The organism is Priestia sp. P5_B4, assembly GCF_056400385.1.
Genome location: NZ_JBFULJ010001490.1, coordinates 1 through 561 on the forward strand (window position 1 = coordinate 1; position 561 = coordinate 561).

The 561-nt window shown below is 69.7% G+C and carries 1 protein-coding gene; it reads right to left on the reverse strand.

Annotated features, from left to right (window positions below; all coding sequences use genetic code 11):
- The coding region (locus AC1DRF_RS31775; protein WP_477742799.1) for a hypothetical protein at positions 1-482 on the reverse strand (482 nt) is incomplete at its 3' end.
- Between the last annotated feature and the right edge of the window lie 79 nt (positions 483-561).

The window sequence follows — 561 nt, forward strand, 5'->3', positions numbered from 1 at the left end:
CACAACCCGTGCAGGAACACCATCACCTTGCCGTCGGCGTGCGGGAAGCGTCGGGGCAGGCTTTCGCGCGACAGGGAGACTGCATCGCCCGCATGGCGAAGCTGCATGTGGATTGCCAGGGGGTTGCCGCTGGCATGCAGGTGGTCCCCGAACACGCCGTTGAGCGCTGCGATCGCCGCTTCGCGCCGCGGAGCGCGCACGCCCCCGCCGAGCACCGGCGCGAGCGCCGCGAGGGAGGCGTCGACGCCTGTGCCCACCAGGCGCGTAACGCCCCGCACCGTGCCGTAGACCAGCCCGGTGAGTCCCGTCGTGGTCGTGGGGGGCTTGCGACCGATGACGGCGGGCAGGTGGCCGATCGCCGAGTGCATCGCCTCGACCACGTCGGTGAGGCCGATCACGCCTTCGATCGCCAATTGCCCCACGCCACGCAGGTCGTCGGCCAGGCGCGCGGATGAGGCCGTGTCTCGTGCAGTGATTGCCATGCCGGAAGCAGCATGACGCAAAACATCGGGCTTGGGCCAGCGGTTACAATTTCGCCCATGGCCTCGCTCGTCCTCGACC